Annotated in this window: 24 protein-coding genes; 12 read left to right on the forward strand and 12 right to left on the reverse strand. The window is 70.5% G+C overall.

Annotation, left to right across the window (positions count from 1 at the left end; all coding sequences use genetic code 11):
• Window positions 1–13 precede the first annotated feature (13 nt).
• From AC1HIL_RS40730 to AC1HIL_RS40765, 8 genes are all read left to right on the forward strand, one after another.
• Window positions 14–793 (forward strand): ABC transporter ATP-binding protein, encoded by a 780-nt coding sequence (locus tag AC1HIL_RS40730; RefSeq protein ID WP_479669317.1) that lies wholly within the window; start codon window positions 14–16, stop codon window positions 791–793.
• Window positions 793–1,500 (forward strand): ABC transporter ATP-binding protein, encoded by a 708-nt coding sequence (locus tag AC1HIL_RS40735; RefSeq protein WP_479669316.1) that lies wholly within the window; start codon window positions 793–795, stop codon window positions 1,498–1,500. Before AC1HIL_RS40730 ends, AC1HIL_RS40735 begins: the two co-directional genes overlap by 1 nt.
• Before the next feature lie 4 nt (window positions 1,501–1,504).
• Window positions 1,505–2,392: a branched-chain amino acid ABC transporter permease gene (locus tag AC1HIL_RS40740; protein ID WP_057595750.1), complete on the forward strand. Its 888-nt coding sequence runs from the start codon at window positions 1,505–1,507 to the stop codon at window positions 2,390–2,392.
• Between the two features lie 10 nt (window positions 2,393–2,402).
• The gene (locus AC1HIL_RS40745; protein ID WP_479669315.1) at window positions 2,403–3,380 is read left to right on the forward strand and encodes a branched-chain amino acid ABC transporter permease; all 978 of its coding nucleotides are present in this window, start codon (window positions 2,403–2,405) and stop codon (window positions 3,378–3,380) included.
• Between the two features lie 103 nt (window positions 3,381–3,483).
• A complete protein-coding gene (locus AC1HIL_RS40750) occupies window positions 3,484–4,290 on the forward strand; it encodes an enoyl-CoA hydratase-related protein (RefSeq protein WP_479669314.1) in 807 nt (268 codons plus the stop codon).
• A 46-nt stretch (window positions 4,291–4,336) separates the two neighbouring features.
• On the forward strand, window positions 4,337–5,554 hold the full coding sequence (locus tag AC1HIL_RS40755) for a CaiB/BaiF CoA transferase family protein (protein ID WP_479669312.1): 1,218 nt from the start codon (window positions 4,337–4,339) through the stop codon (window positions 5,552–5,554).
• Window positions 5,555–5,628: 74 nt separating this feature from the next.
• Window positions 5,629–6,564 carry a LysR substrate-binding domain-containing protein gene (locus AC1HIL_RS40760; protein WP_479669311.1) on the forward strand — a complete coding sequence of 312 codons (936 nt, stop codon included), beginning with the start codon at window positions 5,629–5,631 and terminating at the stop codon, window positions 6,562–6,564.
• Between the two features lie 105 nt (window positions 6,565–6,669).
• Window positions 6,670–7,641 carry a tripartite tricarboxylate transporter substrate binding protein gene (locus AC1HIL_RS40765; protein WP_261214301.1) on the forward strand — a complete coding sequence of 324 codons (972 nt, stop codon included), beginning with the start codon at window positions 6,670–6,672 and terminating at the stop codon, window positions 7,639–7,641.
• A 24-nt stretch (window positions 7,642–7,665) separates the two neighbouring features.
• Here the strand turns inward: AC1HIL_RS40765 and AC1HIL_RS40770 are convergent, their stop codons facing one another.
• The 3 genes from AC1HIL_RS40770 to AC1HIL_RS40780 all read right to left on the reverse strand — a co-directional run bounded on the left by AC1HIL_RS40770 (window position 7,666) and on the right by AC1HIL_RS40780 (window position 9,427).
• Window positions 7,666–7,983, reverse strand: a complete 318-nt coding sequence (locus tag AC1HIL_RS40770; RefSeq protein WP_479672818.1) for a hypothetical protein — start codon at window positions 7,981–7,983, stop codon at window positions 7,666–7,668.
• Between the two features lie 127 nt (window positions 7,984–8,110).
• Window positions 8,111–8,383, reverse strand: coding sequence for a hypothetical protein (locus AC1HIL_RS40775; protein ID WP_479669309.1), 273 nt, complete (start codon window positions 8,381–8,383; stop codon window positions 8,111–8,113).
• A 111-nt stretch (window positions 8,384–8,494) separates the two neighbouring features.
• Entirely contained in the window at window positions 8,495–9,427 is a 933-nt protein-coding gene (locus AC1HIL_RS40780; protein ID WP_479669308.1) for a LysR family transcriptional regulator, read from the reverse strand.
• 89 nt (window positions 9,428–9,516) lie between these two features.
• Here AC1HIL_RS40780 and AC1HIL_RS40785 point away from each other — a divergent pair, with 89 nt between their 5' ends.
• Genes AC1HIL_RS40785 through AC1HIL_RS40795 form a run of 3 tightly spaced genes read left to right on the forward strand, consistent with a single transcriptional unit; the run spans window position 9,517 to window position 12,361 of the window.
• Window positions 9,517–10,827: an MFS transporter gene (locus AC1HIL_RS40785; protein ID WP_057595741.1), complete on the forward strand. Its 1,311-nt coding sequence runs from the start codon at window positions 9,517–9,519 to the stop codon at window positions 10,825–10,827.
• Complete coding sequence (locus AC1HIL_RS40790) at window positions 10,824–11,729, forward strand: polysaccharide deacetylase family protein (RefSeq protein ID WP_057595740.1); 906 nt, start codon at window positions 10,824–10,826, stop codon at window positions 11,727–11,729. Before AC1HIL_RS40785 ends, AC1HIL_RS40790 begins: the two co-directional genes overlap by 4 nt.
• Window positions 11,726–12,361 (forward strand): aspartate/glutamate racemase family protein, encoded by a 636-nt coding sequence (locus tag AC1HIL_RS40795; protein ID WP_057595739.1) that lies wholly within the window; start codon window positions 11,726–11,728, stop codon window positions 12,359–12,361. Before AC1HIL_RS40790 ends, AC1HIL_RS40795 begins: the two co-directional genes overlap by 4 nt.
• 16 nt (window positions 12,362–12,377) lie before the next feature.
• Here the strand turns inward: AC1HIL_RS40795 and AC1HIL_RS40800 are convergent, their stop codons facing one another.
• Genes AC1HIL_RS40800 through AC1HIL_RS40840 form a run of 9 tightly spaced genes read right to left on the reverse strand, consistent with a single transcriptional unit; the run spans window position 12,378 to window position 22,233 of the window.
• Complete coding sequence (locus tag AC1HIL_RS40800; RefSeq protein WP_479669307.1) at window positions 12,378–13,487, reverse strand: CaiB/BaiF CoA transferase family protein; 1,110 nt, start codon at window positions 13,485–13,487, stop codon at window positions 12,378–12,380.
• On the reverse strand, window positions 13,484–15,232 hold the full coding sequence (locus AC1HIL_RS40805) for an FAD-dependent oxidoreductase (protein ID WP_479669306.1): 1,749 nt from the start codon (window positions 15,230–15,232) through the stop codon (window positions 13,484–13,486). Before AC1HIL_RS40805 ends, AC1HIL_RS40800 begins: the two co-directional genes overlap by 4 nt.
• On the reverse strand, window positions 15,225–15,689 hold the full coding sequence (locus AC1HIL_RS40810) for a Zn-ribbon domain-containing OB-fold protein (RefSeq protein WP_479669305.1): 465 nt from the start codon (window positions 15,687–15,689) through the stop codon (window positions 15,225–15,227). Before AC1HIL_RS40810 ends, AC1HIL_RS40805 begins: the two co-directional genes overlap by 8 nt.
• Entirely contained in the window at window positions 15,686–16,867 is a 1,182-nt protein-coding gene (locus AC1HIL_RS40815; protein ID WP_479669304.1) for a thiolase C-terminal domain-containing protein, read from the reverse strand. The genes AC1HIL_RS40810 and AC1HIL_RS40815 overlap by 4 nt, the downstream gene beginning before the upstream one ends.
• On the reverse strand, window positions 16,864–18,156 hold the full coding sequence (locus tag AC1HIL_RS40820) for a CaiB/BaiF CoA transferase family protein (RefSeq protein ID WP_479669303.1): 1,293 nt from the start codon (window positions 18,154–18,156) through the stop codon (window positions 16,864–16,866). The genes AC1HIL_RS40815 and AC1HIL_RS40820 overlap by 4 nt, the downstream gene beginning before the upstream one ends.
• Before the next feature lie 11 nt (window positions 18,157–18,167).
• Window positions 18,168–19,148, reverse strand: a complete 981-nt coding sequence (locus AC1HIL_RS40825) for a Bug family tripartite tricarboxylate transporter substrate binding protein (protein WP_261214272.1) — start codon at window positions 19,146–19,148, stop codon at window positions 18,168–18,170.
• 31 nt (window positions 19,149–19,179) lie between these two features.
• Complete coding sequence (locus AC1HIL_RS40830) at window positions 19,180–19,929, reverse strand: FadR/GntR family transcriptional regulator (protein ID WP_261214255.1); 750 nt, start codon at window positions 19,927–19,929, stop codon at window positions 19,180–19,182.
• 16 nt (window positions 19,930–19,945) lie between these two features.
• Window positions 19,946–20,917 carry a PDR/VanB family oxidoreductase gene (locus AC1HIL_RS40835; RefSeq protein ID WP_413765467.1) on the reverse strand — a complete coding sequence of 324 codons (972 nt, stop codon included), beginning with the start codon at window positions 20,915–20,917 and terminating at the stop codon, window positions 19,946–19,948.
• A complete protein-coding gene (locus tag AC1HIL_RS40840; protein WP_296728571.1) occupies window positions 20,914–22,233 on the reverse strand; it encodes a Rieske 2Fe-2S domain-containing protein in 1,320 nt (439 codons plus the stop codon). The genes AC1HIL_RS40835 and AC1HIL_RS40840 overlap by 4 nt, the downstream gene beginning before the upstream one ends.
• Before the next feature lie 252 nt (window positions 22,234–22,485).
• Between AC1HIL_RS40840 and AC1HIL_RS40845 the strand changes: the two genes are divergently transcribed.
• Entirely contained in the window at window positions 22,486–23,187 is a 702-nt protein-coding gene (locus AC1HIL_RS40845) for a nitroreductase (protein ID WP_208513123.1), read from the forward strand.
• The last annotated feature ends 5 nt before the right edge of the window (window positions 23,188–23,192 follow it).

The raw sequence follows: 23,192 nt of genomic DNA on the forward strand, positions 1-23,192 counted from the left end.
CACTCTCCTCTCCATGTCGTATCGCACGGACATCATTCTCGAAACACGCCAGCTCACCAAGGAATTCAAGGGTTTCACCGCGGTCAGCAAGGTCGACCTGTCGGTGGTGCGCGGCTCGATCCACGCGCTGATCGGACCCAACGGCGCGGGCAAGACCACCTGCTTCAACCTGCTCACGAAGTTCCTCGAGCCCACCAGCGGCACGATTCTCTTCAACGGCCAGGACATCACGGGCGAGCGCCCCGCGCAGATCGCGCGGCGCGGCATCATCCGCTCGTTCCAGATTTCGGCCGTGTTCCCGCACCTCACGCTGCTGGAGAACGTGCGCCTGGGGCTGCAGCGCCGCCTGGGCACCTCGTATCACTTCTGGAAGAGCGAGAAGTCGCTCGAGCCGCTCAACACCAGGGCGCGCGAGCTGCTCGCCGAGGTGGGCCTCGAAGAACTCGCCGAAGAGCAGACCGTGAACCTGCCCTACGGCCGCAAGCGCGCGCTCGAGATCGCGACCACGCTCGCGATGGAGCCCGAGCTGATGCTGCTGGACGAACCCACGCAGGGCATGGGCCATGAGGACGTGCACCGCGTGGCCGAGCTGATCAAGCGCGTGTCGGCGGGCCGCACCATCCTGATGGTCGAGCACAACATGAGCGTGGTCTCGACCATCGCCGACACCATCACCGTGCTGCAGCGTGGCGCGGTATTGGCCGAGGGACCCTACGCGGAAGTCTCGAAGAACCCGCAGGTCATGGAGGCCTACATGGGCACCACGGACGGCCAACTGCAAGGGGCTAACTGATGACCGCCGCACTCGAGATCAAGGGCCTGCAGGCCTGGTACGGCGAATCGCATGTGCTGCATGGCGTCGACATGGTCGTGCAGCCGGGCGAGGTCGTCACCTTGCTGGGCCGCAATGGCGCGGGCCGCACGACCACGCTGCGCGCGATCATGGGCCTGACCGGCGCGCGCAAGGGCAGCATCGAGGTCAATGGCAAGGAGACGATCGCGATGCCCACGCACCGCATCGCGCACCTGGGCATCGGCTACTGCCCCGAGGAGCGCGGCATCTTCGCGAGCCTGTCGTGCGAGGAGAACCTGATGCTGCCGCCCGAGCTCAAGGGCGCGGGGCAGGGCATGTCGGTCGACGAGATCTACGCGATGTTCCCGAACCTGGCGGAGCGTCGCCACAGCCAGGGCACGCGGCTGTCAGGCGGGGAGCAGCAGATGCTGGCGGTCGCGCGCATCCTGCGCACGGGCGCCAAGCTGCTCTTGCTCGACGAGATCTCCGAAGGCCTGGCGCCGGTGATCGTGCAGGCGCTGGCGCGAATGATCACGACCTTGCGCTCCAAGGGCTACACCATCGTGATGGTGGAGCAGAACTTCCGCTTCGCGGCGCCGCTGGCCGATCGCTTCTATGTGATGGAGCACGGCCGCATCGTCCTGAAGTTCGGCGCCGACGAGCTCGAAGCCAGGATGCCCGTGCTCAACGAATTGCTGGGAGTCTGAGGCGATGACGACTGTCTTTGGTTTTCCCGTGCAGGCCCTGCTGAGCCAATTGCTGCTGGGGCTGGTCAACGGGTCGTTCTACGCGATCCTGAGCCTCGGGCTCGCGGTGATCTTCGGGCTGCTCAACGTCATCAACTTCGCGCATGGCGCGCTGTTCATGGTGGGCGCGGTGTTCAGCTGGATGGCGATGAGCTACCTGGGCATCGGCTACTGGGCGATGCTCGCCGTGGCGCCGCTGGTTGTCGGCCTGCTCGGCGTGCTGATCGAGCGCCTGTTCCTGCGCTGGATCTACAAGCTCGACCACCTCTACGGCCTGTTGCTCACCCTGGGCCTCACGCTGCTGATCGAAGGCGCGTTCCGCTCGGTCTACGGCGTCTCGGGCCTGAGCTACGACACGCCCGCGGCACTGGCCAGCGCCAGCGATCTGGGCTTCATGGTGCTGCCCAACTACCGCGCCTGGGTGGTCGTGGCCTCGCTCGCCGTGTGCTTCGCCACCTGGTATGCGATCGAGAAGACGCGGCTGGGCGCCTACCTGCGCGCGGGCACCGAGAACCCGCGGCTGGTCGAGGCCTTCGGCGTCAACGTGCCGCTGATGATCACGCTGACCTATGCCTTCGGCTGCGGCCTGGCCGCCTTCGCGGGCGTGCTGGCCGCGCCGGTGATGCAGGTCTCGCCGCTGATGGGACAGAACCTCATCATCGTGGTGTTCGCCGTCGTCGTGATCGGCGGCATGGGCTCGATCATGGGCGCCATCCTCACCGGCCTGGGCCTGGGCGTGATCGAAGGGCTCACCAAGGTGTTCTACCCGGAGGCCTCGTCCTCGGTCGTGTTCGTGATCATGGTCATCGTGCTGCTGGTGCGCCCGGCCGGCCTGTTCGGCAAAGAAAAGTGAGTCCGCGGTCATGAAGAAGATTTCTCTCGTCCTCTATCCGCTGCTGCTCGCCGGGCTGCTGCTCGCGCCTTTCCTCGGCGCCTATCCGGTGTTCGTGATGAAGCTGTTGTGCTTCGCGCTGTTCGCGGCCGCCTTCAACCTGTTGCTGGGCTTCGCCGGCCTGCTGTCCTTCGGGCACGCGGCATTCCTGGGCTGCTCGGCCTATGTCGCGGGCCAGGCCATGAAGGCCTGGGGCCTGACGCCCGAGCTCGGCCTGCTCGCGGGCACGCTCACCGGCGCCTTGCTCGGCTGGGTCTTCGGCGCGCTGGCGATCCGCCGCCAGGGCATCTACTTCGCGATGATCACGCTGGCCTTGGCGCAGATGATGTTCTTCGTGGCGCTGCAGGCGAGGTTCACAGGCGGCGAAGACGGCCTGCAGGGCGTGCCGCGCGGCAAGCTGTTCGGCCTGCTCGACCTGAGCAACGACCTCACGATGTACTACGTCGCGCTCGCCGTGTTCGTGCTGGCCTTCCTGCTGATCGTGCGCACCGTCCATTCGCCGTTCGGCCAGGTGCTCAAGGGCATCAAGGAGAACGAGCCGCGCGCGCTCTCGCTGGGCTACGACGTCAGCCGCTTCAAGCTGCTGGCCTTCGTGATCTCGGCGGCGCTGTCGGGCCTCGCGGGTTCGCTCAAGACGCTGGTGCTGGGCTTCGCCACCTTGTCCGACGTGCACTGGACCGCGTCGGGCCAGGTCGTGCTGATGACGCTGGTGGGCGGGCTCGGCACGCTGTCGGGCCCGCTGGTGGGATCGGCCGTGGTCGTGCTGCTGGAGAACAAGCTCGGCGAGTTCGGCAGCCTGCTCGCGCGAATCACCACCATCGAGTGGTTCAACACGCTGGGCGAGTCGGTGACCATGGTCACGGGCCTGATCTTCGTGGTGTGCGTGCTGGCCTTCCGCAAGGGGATCATGGGCGAGGTGGTGGCGTTCATGGCGCGGCGCCGCCCGTAGCCGGCCCGCGCGTGCTGGACGACGATGCCATCAGAAAAACCTATGGTGGTATCAATACCTTGTAGTTTTCGGCGCCGCGCACGGACCCTAGGATCCGTGCCACATGAATGAAGAACAAGGCCTTCGCGCCCCTGGCCGCATCGGGCTGTCGCAATCGGGCTTCATCGCCACGGTCACCATCGAGAACCCCGGCCGGCGCAATGCGCTGACGGTGGCGATGTGGGAGGCATTGCAGGCGGTGTTCGCCGACCTGCGGCAGAGCGAGACGCTGCGCTGCGTGGTGCTGCGCGGTGCGGCGGGCAATTTCGCGGCCGGCGCCGACATCTCGGAGTTCGAGCAGGTGCGTGCCACGCGCGAGCAGGTGACGGAGTTCCACGAGCAGTGCGTGTCAGGTGCCCTGCGCGCCATCCACGACCTGCCCGTGCCGGTGATCGCGCTGATCGAGGGCGCCTGCGCGGGCGGCGGCCTGGAGATCGCCTCGGTCTGCGACCTGCGCATCGCGGGCCGCGGCGCCCGCCTCGGCATCCCGATCCGGCTGCTGGGCTTTCCGCTCGCGCTCGGCGAGATGGAATGGCTCTACCGGCTCGCCGGTCCCGCGCTCACGGCCGAGCTGCTGTTCGAGGGCCGCATGCTCGATGCGCAGACCGCGTGGGCCAAGGGCCTGCTGACCGACGTGGTGGACGATGCGGATGTCGAGCGGCGCGCCCAGGCGGCCGCCGACGCCATCGCGCAGAGCGCACCGCTGGCGGTTCGCGCGCTCAAGCGGCAGCTGCGCCGCCTGATGGAAGACCCGAGTCCCGTGACGCGGGAAGAACGCCTGGCGAGCTATGCCTTCGCGGACACGCAGGACTACCGCACGGGACTGCGCGCCTTTCGCGAGAAGACCCGTCCCGAATTCGTCGGCCGCTAGCACGCCGGCCGGCGCCTTGCCGATCGCCCCTCAAGAAAGACCTCTCATGACCCAAGCGCTGCCCCTCGCGGGCCTCCGCGTGCTCGACCTCTCGCGCGCGCTGTCCGGCCCGTTCTGCTCGATGATCCTCGGCGACTTCGGCGCCGAGGTCGTGAAGATCGAGCCGGCGCCGCACGGCGACATGGTGCGGCAGTGGGGTCCGTTCGCCGAGGACACCAGCGTCTACTACCTCTCGGGCAACCGCAACAAGAAGAGCGTGGCGCTGGACTTCCGCCACCCCGAGGGCCTGGCGATCGTGCGCGAGATGGCAGCGAAGGCCGACATCCTGGTGGAGAACTTCCGCGCCGGCGTGATGGCGCAGATGGGCATGGGCCAGGCCGAGCTCATGGCGCTGAACCCCGGGCTGATCCACGGCAGCATCACCGGCTTCGGCAGCGACGGCCCCAAGGGCCACTGGCCGGGCTTCGACCAGATCGCGCAGGGCTTCTCGGGCTTCATGAGCTTCACGGGCACGCCCGAGTCCGGCCCGCAGCGCGTGGGCGTGGCGATCGGCGATCTCACCTCCGGCATGTGGACCGCCATGGGCATCCTGGCGGCGGTGATCCAGCGCCAGGCCAGCGGCCAAGGCCAGAAGGTCGAGACCTCGCTGCTGGCGAGCCTGGTCGGGCTGCTCAGCGTGCAGGGGCAGCGTTACCTGTCGCTCGGCGAGGTGCCGGCGCCGGTGGGCAACGTGCATCCGGTGATCGCGCCGTACGGCGTGTTCGAGGCGCAGGACGGGCCGCTGAACATCGGCGGCGCCACGCAGGAGCAATGGGTGAAGATCGCGCGGCTGCTCGGCCTGGAGGCGCTGCTGTCGGATCCGCGCTTCGTCAACAACGCGGCGCGCATGCAGCACCGCATCGCGCTCAAGGAGCTGCTCGAGGAACGCCTGCGCACGCAGCCGCGCGCGGCCTGGACCGCGCAGATGGTCGCGCTGGGCATTCCGGCGGGGCCGATCAACGACATCGCCGATGTGTTCGCCGATCCGCAGGTGAAGCACTGCGGGCTGGTCGAGGAATTCACCCATCCCGTCATCGGGCCCATGCGGCAGGTCGGCAACCCGGTGCGCATCGACGGCTTGCGCGACGGCAGCGTGCGGCTGCCGCCGCCGCTGCTCGGGGAACACACGGTCGAGGTGCTGCGGGATTTCGGCTATGGTCGCGAGCGGATCGATGCCTGGCTCGCCGACGGTGTCGTGCGCCAGCACGGTCACGGCCCCGGCTGAATTCGCCGTACCGGTCCCCGTTCCCTCCATCGCCCCGGCCGCGCGCGCCGAGGCAGCCATCACGGACTTGCGCCATGGAAATTCGCCAGCTGCGCTACTTCGTCGCGATCGTCGACAGCGGCTCTCTTTCGCGCGCGGCGGCGCTGGTCCACATCGTCCAGCCCGCGCTGAGCCAGCAGATGACCCAGCTCGAGGAAGAGCTCGGCACCCAGCTGCTGCAGCGCAGCGTCAAGGGCGTCACGCCGACCGATGCGGGACAGGCGCTGTACCGCCACGCGCAGCAGATCCTCAAGCTCGCGGGCGACACGAAGAACGTGGTGAAGGCGTCGGACGCGGGCCTGAGCGGCCGCGTGCGGCTCGGGCTGCCGTCGAGCATCGCGATGGTGCTGGTCGGGCCGCTGATCGCCGCGCTCGAGGAGCGCCATCCGCAGATCGTGCTCGAGGTCTACGAGAGCCCCAGCACCTTCCTCGCGGCCCACCTGATCAACGAGCGCGTCGAGCTCAGCGTGCTGGTCGACGACGTGGCGCTGCCCGGCATCGAGGCGGTGCCGCTGGTGGACGAGCCGCTGTACTTCGTGCAGCCGCGCCGCAAGCCGCTGGTGCGCGCGGGCCGCAGCATCGACCTGCCGACGGTGGCCAGCGTGCCGCTGATGCTCACCACGCAGGTCACCACCTTGCGCGACCTGGTCGACCGTGCCTTCGCCGAGGCGGGCGTGGCGCCGCGGATCAAGGCCGAGGCGAGCTCGATCCACACCGTGCTGGCGATGGTCGCGCAAGGCGGCGCGGGCACCATGATCCCGCACTCGGCGCTGGCCTGGCATGCGGCCGCGCAGCTGCTGCGCCAGACCCCGATCGAGCCACAGATCGTGCGCCACGCGACGCTCGCGCATTCGCGCCTGAACCGGTTGCAGCCCGCCGCCGCCTGCGTGCACGCACTGATCGTGAGCGTGGTGCGCGAGCTGGTGCGCTCCCGCCGCTGGGACGGGGCCCGACTGGTGGCCGGAAACTGAGCGTGCGTGGCGCCATCGCTCGGCGCTATACCGGTAGCAGGATTTCGTAGTGTTCAGTTCGGGAGGCCGTCCCTACAGTCGACTGCACAAATCGACGGAGACACCATGAACATCCTCAGGGCCACACGGCTCGTATCCTGGGCGCTGATCGCCATGCCCCTGCTGGCGGGCGCGCAGCCCGACTATCCCGCGCGCCAGCCGGTGCGCCTGATCGTGACCTTCGCGCCGGGTGGCGGCTCCGACACCATCGCGCGCTCGCTCAACGCCAAGATGAGCGAGAAGCTCGGCCAGACGGTCATCGTGGAGAACAAGCCGGGCGCCGGCGGATCGATCGCCACCGACTACGTCGCGAAGGCCGCGCCCGACGGCTACACGGTGCTGTTCACCGTCTCCTCGCACAGCATCAACCAGGCCCTGTACCCCTCGCTGCCCTTCAACACCGAGCGCGACCTGCGCGGTGTCACGCTGATCGGCGCGCTGCCGCAGGTGCTCGCGGTCCATCCCTCGGTGCCGGCCAGCAATCTCAAGGAGTGGATCGCGCTGGGCCAGCGCGATCCGCGGTACCGTCAGTACGCGACCGGCGGCATCGGATCGCCGGGCCACTTCGCGGGCGGGCTGCTGCAGTCGATGGGCAAGCTCTCGCTGCAGCACATTCCCTACCGCGGCGCGGGACCGGCGATCGCGGACGTGGTGGGCAACCAGGTGCCCGCGGTGTTCGGCACCCTGAGCGGCGCGCTGCCGCACATCCGCAGCGGCAAGCTCAAGGCGATCGCCGTGACCTCGAAGGAGCGCTCGCCGCTGCTGCCCGAGGTGCAGACCATCGCGGAGTCGGTACCGGGCTACGAATCCGACACCTGGATCGGCACCTTCGTGCCGCACGGCACGCCGCAGGCCGTGGTCGACAAGCTGCACCAGGCCACGCTCGCGGCCCTGGCCGACAACGAGGTCAAGGCACGCATGGAAACCCAGGCCGGGCGCGTGATTGGCGGCTCGCCCGAGGCGCTCGACAAGCTGGTCTCGCAGGAGATCGTGCAGTTCACGCGCGTGGTGCGCGAGCAGGGGATCAAGCCCGAATAGGCGCTCGATCGAGCGAGCTGGCGGCTACCGCGCGGCGCCCTTGGCGGGGCATGGGTAGAGCTCGCGCATGTGCAGCCGGAACGCCTGCTCCATCGGCATCGTCCGCTGCTCGGGCGGCAGGTGCAGCAGGAAGGGGATCAGCGTGTCGGTGGTGACCTTCGCGGACTTGCCGGGGCAGCTGTCGATCGTGGTGCCCGCGGCCCTGGCTTTGAGCACGTCGGTGCGGTAGTTGTCGCCGATGTTCGCCAGCCCGCGGATCGCCGCCACGTAGTCGGCGTTCTGCTCCGCGCGCTCGGGACCGACCTCGCCGAGCACCTGCGCGCCGCGCAGGAAGTCGTCCACCGTCAGCGATGCGCTGTGGTCGGGCCCGATTGACGGCGGGAGGTCGCGCGAAGGCGTCTGCGCCAGCGCTGCCGGACAGGCGAACATCGCGAGCAGAAGGGCGGCACCGGCAAGGCGCCGCACCGGTTCAGAGAGAGTTGGCTTCACCACCGGGCAGGTTGTAGATATCGGAACCGGGGAATGCCTCGGAAGGCTTGGGGATCGCGCGCCTGTGGATGGCGGCGAAGCTCAGGCAGCAGGCGGCGCCGACGATGGGAATGAGCCATACCAGGGCCAGCTGCCATGCGCGCTGCGGCCCCGAGTAGAAATCGCTGCGCAGCACCACGACCGTTGCGGCCAGGTCGCCCGCGAGGACCGCGATGGCGATGGCTGCGAGGACGTAGGGGAGGGGGCCGTGCAATGGGTGTGCTCTGGGGAGGGGTCGAACGAATGTAGCGAGGGGGTTGCGCGGGCGTCAACGGCCTGGAACAGATTGACACAGCGGAAACGTCTTTCGCTCCTCGATGCGGCTTCAATGCGCGGCGACTTCGGCCGCCTCGTTCGGCAGGCTCCCCTTCGATTTCACGAACGCCTGCATGTGCTTCAGGAAGGCGTTCGCCGCCGGCGTCAGCTCCGCGTCGCTGCGCGAATAGACGCCCATGTTCCGCTTGACCGTCGGCCGCACCAGCATCCGCGTCTGCACGCCGGTGCGGCGCGAGAGCTGGCGCACGTTGACCGGCAGCGCAGCCACGCCCATGCCCGCGGCCACCATGCTGATCAGCGTGGAGGAGAAGGTCGCGACATGCGCGGGCACCGGCCGCAGGCCGACCGAATCGAAGGCCGCGTCGGCCAGTGCGCGCGACGGGCTCTGGTCGGACAGGCTGATCAGCGGATGCCTGGCCAGCTCGCGCCAGGTGACGGCGCCGCGCTCCGCGAGCGGATGGCCATCGGGCACCAGCGCCACCAGATGGTCCTGGTAGAGCGTGACCTCCGTCAGCCCCGGCTCGCCTTCGACCAGCGTACCGACGCCGAGGTCGACCTCGCCGCGGCGCACCTGGTCGCGGATGGTCTCCTCGAAGCCGTCCTTGAGGATGCACTGGATACCCGGATGGCGCTGCTGGAACGACTGGATCACCCAGGGCAGCAGCGTGGCGGCGATCACGATGGAGGCGGCCACCGTGACCCGGCCGCGCTTGACCTCGGCCAGCGCGCGCGATCCGGCGACCGCGGCCTCGAGGTCCTCGAGCGCCTTGCGCGCCAGCGGCAGGAACTCGGCGCCCGCCTCGGTGAGCTGGACCACGCGCGTGCTGCGGTAGAACAGCCGCAGGCCGATCTGCTCCTCGAGTTCCTTGACCAGCGTGGACAACGCGGAGGGCGACAGGTGCATGCGCTCGGCCGCGCGGGCGAAGGCACCGACCTCGGCCACCGCGAGGAAGGCGCGGATCTGGCGCAGCGTAATATTCATATTTGGCGAATAATCGTTCGGATCATTCTGATTGTCCAAGCATTGAGCCGGTGCTGCAATGGCGCCGTCCATCGATCAGGAGCATCCCCATGACGACATCCGCCACGGCGAACACGGCCCCGCGCGCCGAAGACCGGCCCGCATCCTCGACCAGCCCGCGGCGCGTCGCCGCCGCGAGCCTGGTCGGCACCACGCTGGAGTTCTACGACCACTTCGTCTTCGGCACGGCGGCGGCGCTGGTGTTTCCGAAGCTGTTCTTCCCGCAGACCGATCCCTTCGTCGCGACCATCCTGTCGCTGCTGTCGTACGGCATCGCCTTCGTCGCGCGGCCGGTGGGCGCCGCGATCTTCGGCTCGCTGGGCGACAAGCTCGGGCGGCGCTTCGTGCTGGTCTCGACCTTGCTGGTCATGGGCCTGTCGACCTTCCTGATCGGGCTGCTGCCGACCTACGAGCACGTCGGGCTGCTCGCGCCGCTGCTGCTGGCGCTGCTGCGCTTCGCCCAAGGGCTCGCGCTGGGCGGCGAGTGGGGCGGGGCGGCGCTGATGGTCAACGAGTTCGATGCCAGCGGGCGCCGCCGCGGCTTCTACGGCAGCCTGGTGCAGGTCGCGAGCCCGATCGGCGTGCTGATCGCCAATGCGATGTTCGGCTTCATGAACACGGTCACCACCGACGCGCAGTTCATGGACTGGGGCTGGCGCGTGCCCTTCCTCGCGAGCATCCTGCTCGTCGGCATCGGCTATTTCATCCGCCGCACGATCGAGGAATCCCCGGTCTTCAGGAGCCTCGAGAAGAGCGCCCACAAGGCCGAGGCGCCGCTGGCCGAGACGCTGCGCAAGCACTGGCGCCAGGTGCTGCTGGCGATCGGGGTACGCGCCGGCGAGGGCGTCATCTGGTACGTGTTCTCGCTGCTGCTCCTGATCTACGTGCCGAACCGGCTCGGCCTGCCGCGGCAGGTGGCCTTGAACGCCGTGCTGTGGGGCGCCGCGGTCGGCGTGGTCGCGATCCCGCTGTTCGGCGCGCTGTCCGACCGCTTCGGCCGCAAGCCGATGTTGCTGCTCGGCGTGGCCGCCTCGATCGTCTGGTCGTTCGCGTACTTTCCGCTGCTGGAGACGCGCAATCCCTCGCTGGTGGTGCTGGCCTCGGTGATCGGCATGGTCTGCCAGGCTTCGCTGTGGGCGCCGCTCGCGGCCTTCATCCCCGACATGTTCGAGTCCAGGGTGCGGTGCACGGGCGCATCGCTGGGCTTCCAGCTCGCGGGCGTGTTCGGCGGCGCGCTCGCGCCCAGCATCTGCGTCTGGCTGCTCGACCGTTTCGACAGCCCGCTGTCGATCTCGATCTACTGCACCCTCGGCCTGCTGCTGATCGGGGTGTGCGTGGCGAAGGCGAAGGTGCAGCGATGAGCGAGGCGGTGCGCGACTTCATCGGCTACGGGCGCGTGCGTCCGGACTTCGAATGGCCGGGCGGGCGCCGCGTCGCGCTCAGCGTGGTCGTCAACTACGAGGAGGGCGCGGAGAACTGCGTGCTCGAGGGCGATACCTTTTCGGAGGTGCTCAACAGCGACGTGTCGGGCGCGACGGCGCGCGCCGGGCGCCGCAACCTGGTGGTGGAGTCGCACTACGAATACGGCAGCCGGGCCGGCCATTGGCGCATCCTCGACCTGCTCGCCGAATGCCGGGTGCCGGCCACCTACTTCGCGGTGTCGGGCGCGCTCGAGAAGCATCCCGAGGCCGCGCGATCGATCGTCGAGGCCGGACACGAGGTGGTCTCGCACGGCGCGCGATGGATCGACTACGACGAGGTGCCCGAGGCGACCGAGCGCGCGCACATGGTTCGTTCGCTCGACGTGCTCGAGCGCCTGTGCGGCGAACGCCCGGTCGGCTGGTACACGGGCCGCGTGAGCCCGCGCACGCGCGCGCTCGCCGTCGAGCAGGGACTGCAGTACGACTCGGATGCCTACAACGACGACCTGCCGTACTGGACGCGGGTCGGCGACAAGCCGCACCTGGTGCTGCCCTACAGCTTCGACTGCAACGACATGCGCTTCGCCTCGGCGCCGGGCTTCGACACGCCCGACGACTTCACCGACCACCTGCGGCGCACGCTCGCCTGCCTGCGGCGCGAGGGCCGCCGGCAGGCGTCGATGATGTCGATCGGCCTGCACCTGCGCCTGGCCGGGCGGCCCGGGCGCACGGAGGCGCTGCGCGAGTTCCTGCTCGCGGCCTCCGAATTCCCCGATGTCTGGTTCTGCCGGCGGCGCGACATCGCGCAGTTCTGGCGGCATCGCTTTCCGGCCACGCCATGACGGCGAGGACGCTGTTTCTCAATCCGAACTCGAGCCGCGAGATCACGGCCACGCTGCGGCGCCACATCGCGCGTGGCGGCTGGCCGTCCGGGTGCTGGGCCATCGCCGAGGTCGAGGCGGCGCCACGGATCATCGGCTCCGCCGCCGACAACGCGCGGGCCGAGGCGGCGCTGGCGCGCGCGCTGCCGGGCCTGAGCGAGGGCTTCGACCGGGTGGTGGCGATGTCGTCGGTCGACACGGGCTACGAGATCGTGCGCGAGCGCTTCGGCGATGCGGCCCATGGTTTCACGCGCAGCGTGCTGGCGCTGCACCGCAAGCTCGGCCACCGGCTCGACATCGTGACCTTCGACCGCGGCATGACGGCGCTCTACGAGGCCGCCTTCGAGGCGACCGGCCATGCGGGCACGATCGACGGCTGGCAGGTGATCGATCTCGCGCCGGCCGTCATCGCCGCGCAGCCCGAGATCGCGCTGGATGCGCTGCGCGAGCGCTGCGAGGCCTTCGGCGGACGGCAGCCGGTCTTCGTGGTCGGCGTGGTCGGTCTGGCGCTTGCCGCGGGGCTGCGCGATGCCGGCATGCGGCAGGTGATCGATCCGGTGGCGGACCTGCTCGCCTGGCTCGGCGAGGGCTGAAGCGCCGACGGCCCGCTCAGTCCCAGCGCGCCAGTACCTCCGCAGCCGGCGTCGCCTCGCGCGCCGCCGGCCCCTGGATTCGCGAAGGCGTGCGCGAGAAACGCGGCGCCGGTGCCGGCTGCCGCACGCCTTCCACATCGACGAAGGCTTCGCGCGCACTTTGGTGAGGATGGGCGGGCGCCTCGCTCAGCGCGAGCACGGGCGCGACGCAGGCATCGCTGCCGTCGAACAGCGCGGTCCATTCGTCGCGGCTGCGCGTGCGGAACAGCCGCTCGAACTCGGCGCGCAGCGCGGGCCAGCGCGCGCGGTCGTGCTGCGCGTCGCGCAGCGCGGGGTCGACGCCCAGGCGCTCGCACAGTTCGGCGAAGAACTGCGGCTCGATCGGCCCGATGCAGACATGGCGGCCGTCGCCGGTGGCGTAGCTGCCGTAGTAGGGCGCGCCGCCGTCGAGCGCGTTGGTGCCGCGTTCCTCGCGGAAGGTGCCGCGCATCGCGCTGGTGGCGAACAGGCTCATCAGCGAGTTCACGCCGTCGACGATGGCCGCGTCGACCACCTGGCCCTGTCCCGAGCGCCGGCTTTCGAGCAGCGCGGCCAGGAGGCCGACGACGAGGTAGAGGCTGCCGCCGCCGTAGTCGCCCACGAGGTTCAGCGGCGGCACCGGCGCGCCGCCGGCCGAGCCGATGGCATGCAGCGCGCCGGTCAGCGCGATGTAGTTGATGTCGTGGCCCGCTGCCTGCGCGAGCGGGCCGTGCTGGCCCCAGCCCGTCATGCGCCCGTAGACCAGCCGCGGATTGCGCCGCAGAACCTCGTCGGGGCCCAGGCCCAGGCGCTCCATCACGCCGGGCCGGAAGCCCTCGACCAGCACGTCGGCGCGCGCCAGCAGGCCCAGCACCTCCTCGCGCGAGCCGGGGTCCTTGAGGTCGGCCAGCACCACGGTGCGGCCGCGGCCCGTGATGTCGCTGCGGTCGCCGAGTCGGCGCGCGGGGCGGTCGATGGTGATCACGTCGGCGCCCATGTCCGACAGCAGCATGCAGGCGAAGGGCGCGGGCCCGAGGCCGGCGAATTCGATCACGCGCAGGCCGGCGAGCGGGCCGCTGGCCTCGCGGGGAGTGGAGGTGGGATTCATCGTGGGGAGGAAGGTGTGTGGGGGTTGCGTCGTGCCGCATGCCGCGCGATGCGCCAGCCGAACACGATCGCGGGCCCGAGCGTGATGCCCGGGCCCGGATAGGCGCCGCGCATGATCGAGGCCATGTCGTTGCCGCAGGCGTAGAGGCCCGCGATGGGCCGCCCGTCCGTGTCGAGCACGGCCCCGTCGGCATCGGTGGCGAGACCCGAGCTCGATGCGGCTTCGCCGGGCCAGACCGCCAGCGCGCAGAACGGCGCGTGCGCGATCGGGCCGAGGCAGGGGTTCGGTGCATGCGCCGCATCGCCGTTGAAGCGGCCGAGCTCGGTGCCGCCTTTGCCGAAGTCCGGGTCCTCGCCGGCTTCGGCATGGCGGTTGTGGCGCGCGATGGTGGCGGCGAGCGTGCGCGCATCGATGCCCAGCCGTGTGGCCAGTGCGTCGATGTCGTGCGCGAGCACGAGATAGCCCGATGCCTCGTGCCGCCGCAGCGCGCTCGCGCGCGTGCCGGGCGGGATCGTGCCGAGGCCGTAGGCGCGCACGAAGGCCGCGTCGCAGACCAGCCAGGCCGGCGGCGTCGATGCGCCGGGGCGCATGCGCGCGAGCAGGGCTTCGACGAAGTGGTGGTACGAGGCGCTCTCGTCGACGAAGCGGCGCCCGTCGGCATCGACGGCGATCAGCCCGGGCTTGGCGCGGTCGAGGTACAGGTGCGGAAAGAGCCCGGGTTCACCGCCGGCGCGCGGTGCCAGCGAAACGGGCTGCCAGAAGAAGTCGCCCCGATGGCGTTCGAGCCGGGCCCCGGCGCGCAGCGCGGCATCGAGGCCCTCGCCGCGGTTGCCTTCGAAGGACTGCGGTCGCAGCGTGCGCGGCGACACGCTGGCCGGCGCCAGCTGGACGCGCAACGCCGCATGATGGCCGACACCGCCGGTAGCGAGCACCACGCCGAGGCGGCTCGCGATGCGCCGCGTCGATCCCTCGTGTTCGAACACGCCGCCGGTGACGCGGCCCGCCGAGATATCGAGTTGCCGCAGCCGCATGCCGAATCGCACCGGCACGCCGGCCTGGCGCAGGCTGAAGTACAGCCGCGCGACGAGCGCATTGCCCAGCACCAGGCGCGTGCCGCGCGCATGCGTGAGCCGGTCGCGCGCATGGCGCAGCACCAGCCGCGCGACATGGCGGAAGTTCGCGACGCTGCGCCAGCGGTAGGCCAGGGCCTGCACGTCGGCCTTGTTGGCCATCATGCCGCCGAGCACCATGAACTCCGGCATCGGTGCGCGGATGCGTTCGAAGTCGCGGCCCAGCCGCCGGCCGTCGAAGGGCAGCGGCGAGAGAGCGCGGCCCGCCACGGCCGCGCCGGGCAGCGCGAGGTAGTCGGGGTGGCGGCCGGCCGAGGCGAAGCGCAGTTCCGAATGCGCTTCGAGGAAGGCGATCGCCTCGGGAGCACTCGCGAGATAGGCGGCGCGCAGCCCGCGCGGATCGTCCTCGCCGAGGATCGCGTCGAGATAGCGCGCTGCCTCGGCGGCCGAGTCGGCGAAGCCCGCCGCCGCGCCCTGCGCATTGCCGGGCACCCACAGCGTGCCGGCCGAGGTGGCGGTGGTGCCGCCGACCTGTTCGCCGGCCTCGCACAGCACCACGTCGAGGCCCATGAGCGCGCCCGCGAGCGCGGCGCTCATGCCGCCCGCGCCGGCGCCGATCACGAGCAGGTCGCAGGTGTCCGCCTCCTGAGCGCGGGTGCGCGCGGACTCAGGCACGCCGCCACTGCAGCAGCGCGTACGGCGGCTGCGCATCCGGATGGTGTTCGAACACGCCCTCGACCTCGGCACCGATCTCCACTGCCTGCATCGGATCGCCGAGCAGGTTGCCGACCATGCGCACCTTGCCGGCCCCGGGCAGCTCGACCAGCACCACGAGGTAGGCGCCATGCTCCTTGAGCGCCGCGTGCGCCGGATGCCAGACGCGCTCCCAGCTGTAGATGCGGCCGCGCGGCGCGACTTCCACCCAGGCGGGATCGAAGGCATGGCAGCGGTGGCAGATCCACTCGGGGCCGAACTGCCAGGTGCCGCAGTGGGTGCAGCGCTGCACGCGCAGGACGCTCTCGCGCAGGCCTTGCCAATAGGGTTCCGACAATCCGTCGGGCTCCGACACGGGGATCGGCAGGCCCGCGGGCAGGTAGCGCTTCTCGTCGTTCGCGTCGTTCGTGTCGTTCACAGCACGTTCTCCGATCCCAGCAGCAGGTCGCTCGCGGGCGTGACCATGGGGCCGCCGATCACCAGCGCCACGTCGCTGCGCGCCGCCTGGCTGGTCGAGCTGCCGCGCACCTGGCGCACCGCCTCGAGCACCAGCTCGAAGCCGTGCATGTAGCACTCGGCGAGGTTGCCGCCACTGGTGTTGAGCGGCAGCCGGCCCGTGGGGGCGACGAGGTTCTCGAGCGTGAGGAAGTCGTTGGCCTCGCCGGGTTCGAAGAAGCCGTGCTCGGCCAATGCCATCGCCACGCCGCCGGTGAAGTTCTCGTAACTCTGCACCACGCCCACGTCGGCCGGCGCGATGCCGGCCATGGCATAGAGGTCGGGGGCCACGGTGTCGAAGCCCGCGCTCGCATAGCGCGGCGCATTGTGCGGATGGGCGCCGGCGCGAAAGCCCGAGCCCGAGGCCGCGCCGAGCAGGTAGGCGGGCTTGTGCGCGAAGTCCTTCGCGCGCTCGGCCGCCACCAGCACGATGGCGGCGGCGCCGTCGTTCTCCATGCAGCAGTCGTACAGGTGGAAGGGCTCGGCGATCCAGCGCGAGGCGTCGTACTTCGCGGCGTCGAGCGGCTTGCCGTGCATCACGGCGCGCGGATTGGCCTGCGCATGGTGGTAGGAGGCGAGCGCGATGGCGCGCAGCGCCTCCTGCCGCACGCCGTGCTCGTGCATGAAGCGGCGCACGCGCATCGCGAAGCGCTGCGGCGGCGAGAGCACGCCGTGGGGCATGAGGTAGGCCTTCTCGCCGGAGATGGTGTCGATGCCGCCGACCTGCCCGAAGCGCCCGTGCTGGCCCTGCGCGAGCGCGCGGAACACGACCACGCAGTCGGCCAGCCCGGCCGCGATGGCGGCCGCGCCATTGGCCACCGCCGCCGCGCAGCCGCCGCCACCGCCGCCCCACTGCATGGTGGCCGAGCGCAGGCGGTGGATGCCCAGCGCGGCCGCCAGCCGCGAGGCCTCGCTGCGGTCGTCGCTGTACGAGGCGAAGCCGTCGATCTCGCGCGGATCGAGGCCCGCGTCGGCGCAGGCGGCAAGGATGGCCTTGAGCGCGAGCTTGAACTCCGCGTCGGGCGACTGGCCGTGGCGGTAGTAAGCGGTCTCGCCGATGCCGACCACGGCGACCCGGCCGCGCAGCGTGCGGTTGGTCATGCCGGCGTGCCGGCGGGTTCGTGCCGTTCGGCGGGCGGGCCGAAGGCGCCGGCGCGCGCGAGCGCCGCGAAGCGCTGCTCGTCGTAGCCCAGCGCCTCGCGCAGCACCTCCTGCGTGTGCTGTCCGACCGTGGGCGCGGCCACCGGGTCGGCGATCGGCGTGCGCGAGTAGCGGATCGGCAGCGCCATGTTCGGCACCCAGCCCACCTGCGGATGCGGGATGCGCGTCACCAGCCGGCGCTCGCGCGCCTCGGGCGAGCGGATGGCCTCGCCGACCGAGCGCACCTGGCCGCAGGGCACGCCGGCCGCGCGCATGCGCGACTGCCAGTGCGACCAGGGCTGCTTCGCGAAAGCCTCGCCGAGCAGCGCGAACAGCACCTCGCGCCGCTGCGAGCGCTCGCGGCCGCTGGCATAGGCCGGGTCCGCAGCCACATCGGGCCGCTCGAGCACCTGCGTCATCAGGCGCTGGAAGATCTTGTTGTTGCCGCAGTTGATGTAGAACGAGCCGTCCTGGGCCTCGAACACGCCCGAGGGGCAGGTGTCGGGGCTGGTGTTGCCGTGGCGCTGCGGCTCGGCGCCGCTGAACACGTGCTGCAGCGTCGCATAGCCGGTCATCAGCACCGCGTTGTCGAACAGCGCCACCTCCACCGCCTGGCCGCGGCCGGTGCGCTCGCGCGCCACCAGCGCGCCGAGGATCGCGTTGGCCGCCATCATCGCGGTGCTGATGTCCATCACCGGCGACAGCGCGCGCACGCCCTGGCGGTCGGCATAGCCGTTCATCGAGACGAAGCCGCTCTCGGCCTGCGCGATCGGATCGAAGCCCAGGCGGTCGGCGAAGGCGCCCTCGCGGCCGTAGGCCGACACCGAGCAGTAGACGAGCTCGGGATTGGCCTTGCGGCAGCTCTCGTAGTCGAGCCCGAAGCGCTCCATCACGCCGGTGGAGAAGTTCTCGACCACGACGTCGGCGCTCGCGATCAGGGCGCGCGCCACCTCCAGGCCCTCGGGCGTCTTCAGGTCCAGTGCCACGCTGCGCTTGTTGCGGTTCGACCAGAGGAAGGGCGCGCCCTGCGCGAGCTCGGGATGCACCGGCGGGTACTGGCGGAAGTCGTCGCCGCGCCCGGGCGCCTCGATCTTGATCACGTCGGCGCCCATGTCGGCCAGGATCATGGTGGCGAAGGGGCCGGCGATGAAGTGGGTGAAGTCCACCACCTTGATGCCGGCCAGCGCCTGCGGCGCGCCCGCGGGGCGCGGCTGGTGCTCGGGGAAATCGGATTCCAGTTTTTCAAGCATGAGGGCGGTTCTCACATCTGGATGTTGGCCTTGCGCACGACCGGGCCCCATTGGCCCATCTCGTCGCGGATGAGCTTCTCGAGCTCCTGCGGCGTGCTGCTGCGCGCCTCGACGTTGCGCACCGAGAACATCTTGCGCACCTCGGGTCGCGCGACCGCGGTCACGATCGCGTCGTGCAGCTTCGTGACGATCTCGTCGGGCGTGTCCTTCGGCGCGAGCACGCCGAACCAGGCCGAGCTGCGGAAGCCCGGCACCTCGTCGGCGATGGCCTGCAGACCCGGCACGGTCTCGGTGGCCTTGGGCGTGCCCACGGCCAGGTAGCGCACCCGGCCCGAGCTCACCAGCGTGGCGCCGTCCAGGCCGGTCACGAAGGCGGCCTGCAGCTGGCCGCCGGCGAAGGCGGTCATCATCGGCGCGCCGCCGTTGTAGGGGATGTGCTGCATGCGCAGGCCCGCGGCCTCGTTGAAGTACTCGGCCGTCAGGTGCGACAGCGAGCCGTTGCCGACCGAGCCGACGTTGAGCGCATTGCCGTTCTTTTTCGCGTAGGCGAGGAAGTCCTTCAGCGTCTTCGCCGGGCTGTCGGCGGGCACGGCCAGGATCATCGGCGTGATCGCGACGGTGGAGATCGGGCGCAGGTCCTTGAGCTCGTCGTAGGGCACCTTGCGCATCAGCGAGACCACCGCATTCGGGCCGGTGTTGCCGAACACCAGCGTGTAGCCGTCGGGCGCGGCCTTGGCCACGTAGTCGGTGCCGATGGTGCCGCCCGCGCCGGGCTTGTTCTCGACGATCACGGTCTGGCCCAGCGTCTCGCTCATCGACTGCTGGATGGCGCGCGCGAGCTGGTCGGTGCTGCCGCCGGCGGCATAGGGCACGATCATGCGGATCGGCTTGTTCGGATAGCCGCCCTGCGCATGGGCGGGCAGGGCGCCGAGCACGAGCGCGGCGCAGGCGGCGCCCAGCAGCGCGCGGCGGGGGAAGAAAGAGCTTGTCATCGGGGGTCTCCTTGGGTTCGTGGGTGTCGTGTCAATCCGTGTCGCCGAGCACGCTCGACCAGTAGCTGCGCGCGCGGTCCATGTGGCGCAGGATCAGCAGTTGCGCCTTGGCCGCGTCGCGCGCGCGGATGTGGCCGAGCAGGCGGCGGTGGTCGAGCAGCGAGGCGCGACCCTGCACCGTGTCGGCGAACATCGCCTCGCGGCGCCGGCCGGTGAAGCGGTAGAAGGCATGCAGCACGCGCACCAGCACCGAGTTGTGGGTGGCATCGACCAGCGCGACATGGAACTCGGTGTCGGCCGCGGCGATGTTGCCGCCCTCGGCCAGCACCTGCTCGGTGCGCTGCAGCACGGCTTCCATGCGAGCGAGGTCGGCCTCGGTGCGGCGCTGGCAGGCCAGGCCCGCGGCCAGCACCTCGAGATGGCCGCGCACCTCCATCGTCTCGGCCACTTCCACCGGCGTGGGCACGGCGCCCATGTCGGTGAGCATCACCAGCGCCTCGAAGCTGCCTTCGCGCTCGACGTGCCGCAGGTAGATGCCCGAGTTGGGCCGCGATTCGACGATGCGCAGCGTGACCAGCGTGGCCAGCGCCTCGCGCACCGCGTTGCGGCCGACGCCGAGGCGCTCGGCGAGGTCGCGCTCGGAGGGCAGCCGGTCGCCCGGTTGCAGGCGCCGGTCGCGCAGGTAGGCGAGGATGCCGGCGATGGCGCCATTGCCCGCGCCCGCCGCGTTGGAAGCACTGGCTTCCTGCGGTTCCGCCGTGGTGTCGAGCCGGGTCGTCATGGACTGCTCACCTGCCTCAGAGGTCCAGGACCAGCGTCTTCGAGCGCGAGCCCGAGCAGCAGATCATGATCGCCTCGTTCGACTGCTTCTCCTGCGCATCCAGGTAGTCGTCGCGATGGTCGGGCTCGCCCGCGATCACGCGCGTGCGGCAGGTGCCGCAGACGCCGGCGCTGCAGGCATAGGGCACGTCGATGGCGTTGTCGAGCAGCGTGTCGAGGATGGTCTTGCCCGGTGCCACCGCGAGGCGCTGGCCGCTGCGCTCGAGCACCACCTCGTAGCCGCCCTCGGTGGCGGCCGCGCTGCCGGCGGCGAAGCGCTCGAAGTGCACCGTGTGCGCGGGCCGGCCGGCACAGGCCTCGACGAAGGCGTCGATCATGCGCGCCGGGCCGCAGCAGTACAGGTGCGCGCCGGCCGGCGCGTTGCGCACGATGGCCGCGATATCCAGCCGCTCGGCCCGCGAGGAGCCGAAGCAGAACTCGACCTCGCCGCGGCCGCGTCCGCCCTGCATGGCGCGCAGCGTGTCGGCGAAGGCGGTCTCCTCGGGCGAGCGGCCCGCGTAATGCAGCTGCCAGCGCCGGCCCAGCTCCTCGAGCCGGTGCAGCATCGACAGGATCGGCGTGATGCCGATGCCGCCGGCGATGAAGACCGAGTGCGCGGCCTCCTCGGCCAGCGCGAAGTCGTTGGCCGGCAGGCCGGCGCGCAAGCGGTCGCCCACGCGCGGCTGCGCATGCATCCAGGCCGAGCCGCCGCGGCCCTGTGCGTCGCGCTGCACCGCCACCACGTAGCGCGCGGCATCCGAGGGCGCGTTGAGCAGCGAATAGCTGCGGATCATCTCGCGCGGCAGGTGCAGGTCGATGTGCGCGCCGGCCGTGAACGGCGGCAGCGGCCGGCCGTCGGCCGACACGAACTCGTACGACGCGATGCCGCGTGCCTCCAGCCGGATCTGGCGCAGGCACAGGTCCAGCGGCGCGGGATTGCCCAGGCTCATGGCGTGTAGCCGAAGTCGGCGCCCAGGCGCGCGGTCATCAGCTCGCGGCCCGATTCGCTCCAGGCCTCGCCGGCCGGCAGCGTGAGCGATACCGCGCGCACCATCGGCAGGTCGGGGTCCTCGATGCGCGGCGGGCGCTGCTGGCGCACCGACAGGTTGCGCACCGTCTCGAGCAGCAGGCGCCGGGTCATCGCGATGCCGGTGTCGCTCATGCCCAGGTGCTCCTTCGAGCGGTCGTAGATCGGCGCCACGCCCGACTGGCAGGCCGCGTCCTGCACCCACAGGCCGGGCAGGCCCGAGAACCAGGTCTTGGTCTGCGCGTCGTAGTTGAAGAGGAAGGCGCTCTGCAGGTTGAACTTGGTCCAGTACTTCGCGAAGGGCTCGGTGGCCGGGCGCGGCGCATAGGCGTTGATGCTCGGGTGGCCGGTCTCGCGGCCGCCGTGGCCGTTGTCGAACAGCTTGCGCGTCTTCTCGTAGAACTTCTGCGCCGGCGTGTACGAGAACATGATGCACAGCGTGTGGTGGTCGTCCAGCGGCACCCAGGCGTGGCCGCTGAGCTCGGGGTAGTTCGACTGCGGCGGCACCAGCGTGTAGAAGGGCAGCAGGAACTGGTTGACGCGCCAGTAGTGCGTGTTCTCGTCGAGCACGCGCTTGGAGGCCACGCTCATGCCGAAGTCCTGGCGCTTGCATTCGAAGGTGGGCCGCAGGTCCTTCTTCGCGGTCCAGTCGCTGATCGCGCCCTGCTGGTCGATGCGCCCGTGCAGGATCGGCGCGTGGGCCGAGTCGATCTCGCCTTCCACGGCCTGCAGCCAATTGCATTCCTGCACGCGGAAGCTCACGTACACGTTCTCCTCGGGCACCAGGTTCCACTCGAGGTTCGGCAGCGCCGGCGGGTTCTCGCGGTCGGGCCCCATGTAGGTCCAGACGATGCCGTTGCGCTCGCGGCAGGGGTAGTTCTTGATCGTGACCGTGTCCTTGAGCCGGCTCTGCGCGGGCTCGGCCGGCGTGTCCTGCACGCGGCCGTCGACGCCGAACTTCCAGCCGTGGTAGATGCAGCGCACACCGCAGTCTTCGTTGCGGCCGAACACCAGCGGCGCGCCGCGGTGCGGGCAGGCATGGTCGATCAGGCCGACGCGGCCCTCGCTGTCGCGGAACGCGATCAGCTCCTCGCCGAGCAGGCGCACGCGCTGCGGCTGGCCGTCGGTCTCGAGGTCGCGGCTGGGCAGGAAGGGGATCCAGTAGAGGCGCATCAGCTCGCCCATGGGCGTGCCGGCGCCGACGCGCACGAGGGTTTCGTTGTCTTCTTGCGAGAGCATGGCTGCGGTTTTCCTTGTGGGGCAGGGCCATCCGGCGTGGTGGACCACCTTGGATGACCAGATTGGTAGGACCAATGCTAAATTCGAGCCCGCGCGATGCAAAGCTTTTGCTTCAATAACCTTGTGAATGGATCAACCATATATGGTTGAAATGCGCGAGGTGGCCGCCGTCGCGCATGTCTTTCGCCGCGTCGCCAGCGCGAGCGCGCCGGCACGGTTAGGCTCCCTCATCTTCATCCCGTTGCCCGAGCCATGACCACTTCCCCGCCCGTTCCCGCGCCGGATCTCGCCGCGGCCCTCGACACCGTGCTCGACGCGCGCTACAGCTGCCGCGGCTACCTCGCCGACCCGGTGCCGCGCGACGTCATCGACGCGATCCTGCGCGCCGCCCAGCGCACGGCCTCGTGGTGCAACTCGCAGCCCTGGCAGGTGGTCGTGACCGGCGCGGCCGCCACCGAGCGCCTGCGCGCTGCGATGGCCACGCCCGAGGCGCTGGTCGACCAGGGTTTCGAGATCGCGCCGCCCGCCGAATACCGCGGCGTCTACCGCGAGCGCCGCCGCGAATGCGGCTTCCAGCTCTACGACAGCGTGGGCATCGCCCATGGCGACCGCGAGGCTTCGGCGCGCCAGGGGCTGCTGAACTTCTCGTTCTTCGGTGCGCCGCACGTGGCGCTGATCCACACCGATGCCGCGCTCGGCGCCTATGGCGCGCTGGACTGCGGTGCCTACGTGTCGAACTTCATGCTGGCCGCGCGCAGCCGCGGCGTGGCGAGCATCGCGCAGGCCGCGCTCGCTTCGCGCGCGAAGTTCCTGCACCGCTGGTTCGACATCCCGGACGATCGCCAGGTGGTTTGCGGGATCTCCTTCGGCTACGAGGATCCGGCGCACCCGGCCAACGGTTTCCGCACCTCGCGCGCTACCGTCGGCGACGCCGCGCGCTGGGTCGAGGACTGATCCGG

This window comes from Variovorax sp. ISS6 (assembly GCF_056523145.1).